We start from the raw sequence: 3449 nt of genomic DNA on the forward strand, positions 1-3449 counted from the left end.
AGCGCACCGGCACCGGCACCGCGCCGGTGGTCGGCAGATGGGCGGTGTCGATCACCGTCGACGCCAGCGCGTGAGCAAGATCGGCGGCCGACACCACCAGCGGATCGAACCTCACGAGCACGGTGCGCGCACCGGGGATCCGCTCGACCACACCGCGCATGCCGTCCCACGCGAGGTTCAGACGCATCGCCTCGTCGAGGTCGGCCGCCTCGACGAGAAGGGCGCGGTCGGATGCCGTGAGGATCCGCATCAGACGAGGTACTCCGCATCGGCGCGCTGGTCGGCGGTGGCGAGGACGGTCATGTCAGACTCCCGCGAACGGGGCGATCGTGATGCCCGCATCCTGCAGCATCCGCTTCGTCTCTGCGGCCATGGCCACCGAGCCCGGACTGTCGCCGTGCACGCAGATCGACTGCGCGCTGACGGGCACGTCGGTGCCGTCGATCGCACGGATCACTCCCTCGCCCGCAAGGCGCACCATGCGCTCGGCGACGGCTGCGGGGTCGTGCAGCACCGACCCCGGCTCAGTGCGCGAGACGAGCTGCCCGTCAGGCTGATACGCCCGGTCGGCGAAGGCCTCGGCCGCGGTCGCGAGGCCCGCACGCTCGGCCACGTCGAGCACCACGCCTCCGGCAAGGCCCAGAAGCACGAGGCTCGGATCGATCGCGCGGATCGCCGCCACCACGTCCTTCGACTGCCGCTCATCGCGGGCGATCGTGTTGTAGAGCGCTCCATGCGGCTTGACGTAGGCGACCGTGCCGCCGACGGCTGCGGCGAGACCGATCAGGGCTCCGAGCTGGTACTCGACGTGCGCCTGCAGAGTGGCCGAGTCGATGTCGACCTTCGTGCGACCGAAGTTCTCGTAGTCGCGGTAGCCGGGGTGCGCGCCGATCACGACGCCTCCGGCCACGGCGCTCGCAAGAGTCGACCGGATTCCCTCGGGGCTTCCCGCATGGAATCCGCACGCGACGTTCGCGCTGGTCACGAGACGCAGCATGCTCTCGTCGTCGCTGACCACTCGGTCGGGGACGTTCTCGCCGAGGTCGGAGTTCAGGTCGATCGATGTCATGGGGTCATGCTCCGATTCCGAGGAAGGCGAAGATGGGACCGACCGAGACGATGCCCATGTACCAGGTGAGCAGCGTCACGAGCGTACCCGCGACGAGCAGCCACATCGGGTACTTCTTCGAGCCGAGCAGGTCGCGGCGGAACCAGCCGATGTACATGAAGACCGTGAGTCCGATGGGCAGGATCAACCCGTTGAAGCCGCCGACGAACACGAGGATCGCAGCAGGCGCCGTGCCGATCGAGAGGTAGACGATCAGCGACACGACGATGAAGGCGACGGTGGCCAGCTGCAGCGGCCACCCGCCCTTGAGCTTCTTCGTGAAGGTCGAGAGGAAGGTCGCCGACGTGTACGCGGCACCGATCACCGAGCTGATCGCGGCGGCCCAGAAGATCGCACCGAAGATCCGCAGTCCCGCATCGCCGAGCACGGCGCCGAAGGCCTGACCCGCGGGGTTCGCCGCCTGGCTCGACAGGTCGAGCGAGACGCCAGAGGCGACCACGCCGAGGATCGCGAGGAACAGCACGTAGCGCATGACGCCGGTGACGAGGATGCCGTTCGCCGCGGCGCGCATCACAGGGCCCGCCTGCTCGGGACCGGTGTGACCCGAGTCGAGGTACCGGTGGGCACCCGAGTAGGTGATGTATCCGCCGACGGTTCCGCCGACGATCGTGGTGATCGTGGCGAAGTTGAGTTCATCCGGAACGAACGTCTGCCGCAGGGCCTCGCCGATCGGCGGCTGGGCGATCACGGCGACGATCACGGTCATGACGATCATGCCGATGCCGAGCACGATGAGCACCACGTCCATGACGGGGCCCGCCTTCTTGACCAGGAAGATGATGACCGCGAGGGCCGCGGTGAGCGCTCCGCCGAGCTTCGGATCGATCCCGAGCAGCGCGTTCAAGCCCAGGCCACCACCGGCGATGTTGCCGATGTTGAACGCGAGGCCGCCGATGACGACCAGCACGGCGATCACGTGCCCCGAGAACGGGATGGCGCTGTTGGCCAGCTCGCCGGCGCGCATGCCCGAAGAGGTGATCATGCGCCACACGTTCAGCTGCACCGCGATGTCGACGAGGATCGAGACGAGGATCGCGAACGCGAACGCCGCCCCCATGGTCGCCGTGAAGGTGGCCGTCTGCGTGATGAATCCGGGGCCGATGGCGCTGGTGGCCATCAGGAAGATCGCACCGATCACGGCGCTGCGACCGGCACGTCTCTTTGCGGCCGAGAGGCGGACTTCGTCTTCTGCGGAGAGCGGGGCTCTGGTGTTCTCTGACATTGCGGGGGATTTCCCATCGTCGTTGGTGGGTGTCGAGTGGCACCCAGTGTAGAACGGATCGAGCAATATTGTTCAACAACTTTGTTTCCGCTGTGCTACGGCGCAGTTGCGTTCGCGTAATGGCAGAGGCGGGTTCTCGAACGATCCACGCCACTCCGACGCCTACGATGAAGGCATGAACCAGCAGGGCATGCTCGCCGATGCGCTCCGACAGCAGATCATCGACGGCGCCTTCGCGCCCGGTTCTCGCCTGTCGGAATCGGCCATCGCCGAGCACTTCGGCGTCGCCCGCAACACCCTGCGCGAGGCGTTCCGTGCCCTCTCCGAGCAGGGACTGCTCGAGCACGTACCGCACCGAGGGGTCTCCGTCGCCTCGCCGTCGATCGCCGACGTCATCGACATCTATCGCGCACGCCGCATCATCGAGTGCACCGCGCTCATGCACTCCGAGCCGGAGCACCCCGCGGTCCAGCAGATGCAGGACGCGGTGATCGCCGCGGAAGCGGCGGCCCAGGACGCGCTCCTCGACGACGCCGAGACCTGGCGCGCGGTGGGCAGCGCCAACATGGCGTTCCATGTCGCCCTGGTCTCTCTGTCCGACAGCCCGCGCCTCGCCCGCACCTACCGCGACCTGGCGGCAGAGCTGCGACTCGCGTTCCTGAAGATCGACGACCCTCGGTCGCTCCACGAGCCCTTCGTGCGCAAGAACCGCGCCGTGCTCGACACCTTCCTCACGCGCGGTGCGCAGGCCGGTGCAGCCGAGCTCGAGCGCTACCTCGTGCAGTCCGAACGCGTCGTGCTCGGAGCGTTCGCCCGGATGCAGCTGGGATGAGGCGCTATGCGCTCGGCGGTCGAGCGCGCAGCGGTCAGGGCTCCGACCGCACGGCGCCGGATGCGCGCGTCCGCGCGTCGGGGTTCCTCGGGGCGAGCTGCAGCGGAAGCGGCGCTTCTGGCTCGGGCAGCGCGTAGAGCCGGCGCACCCAGCGCCTCGCGTCTTCGAGCGGATACGTGTCTCCGTAGACGGCGTACTTCATGAACACGCCCTCGAGGGTGGTGCGCAGCATGATCTCCTCGAGGGGAGGGTCGACGGCTCCCCTC

Annotated in this window: 4 protein-coding genes and 1 pseudogene; 1 reads left to right on the forward strand and 4 read right to left on the reverse strand. The window is 68.1% G+C overall.

The genetic code is table 11. The features are described from left to right. The 3 genes from J7E68_RS10440 to J7E68_RS10450 form a co-directional block, all read right to left on the reverse strand. The coding region (locus tag J7E68_RS10440) for a carboxyltransferase domain-containing protein (protein ID WP_215172335.1) at window positions 1–250 on the reverse strand (250 nt) is incomplete at its 3' end. Between the two features lie 54 nt (window positions 251–304). Beyond that, window positions 305–1069 carry a 5-oxoprolinase subunit PxpA gene (locus J7E68_RS10445; protein ID WP_215172337.1) on the reverse strand — a complete coding sequence of 255 codons (765 nt, stop codon included), beginning with the start codon at window positions 1067–1069 and terminating at the stop codon, window positions 305–307. Window positions 1070–1073: 4 nt separating this feature from the next. Continuing rightward, entirely contained in the window at window positions 1074–2351 is a 1278-nt protein-coding gene (locus J7E68_RS10450) for an NRAMP family divalent metal transporter (protein WP_215172339.1), read from the reverse strand. A 175-nt stretch (window positions 2352–2526) separates the two neighbouring features. Between J7E68_RS10450 and J7E68_RS10455 the strand changes: the two genes are divergently transcribed. Further along, entirely contained in the window at window positions 2527–3183 is a 657-nt protein-coding gene (locus J7E68_RS10455; RefSeq protein WP_215172341.1) for a GntR family transcriptional regulator, read from the forward strand. Window positions 3184–3217: 34 nt separating this feature from the next. Here the strand turns inward: J7E68_RS10455 and J7E68_RS10460 are convergent. Then, window positions 3218–3449 (reverse strand): annotated as a pseudogene (locus J7E68_RS10460) (hypothetical protein); the annotation flags it as partial.

Source organism: Microbacterium sp. ISL-103, from assembly GCF_018613995.1.
Classification (GTDB): Bacteria; Actinomycetota; Actinomycetes; order Actinomycetales; family Microbacteriaceae; genus Microbacterium.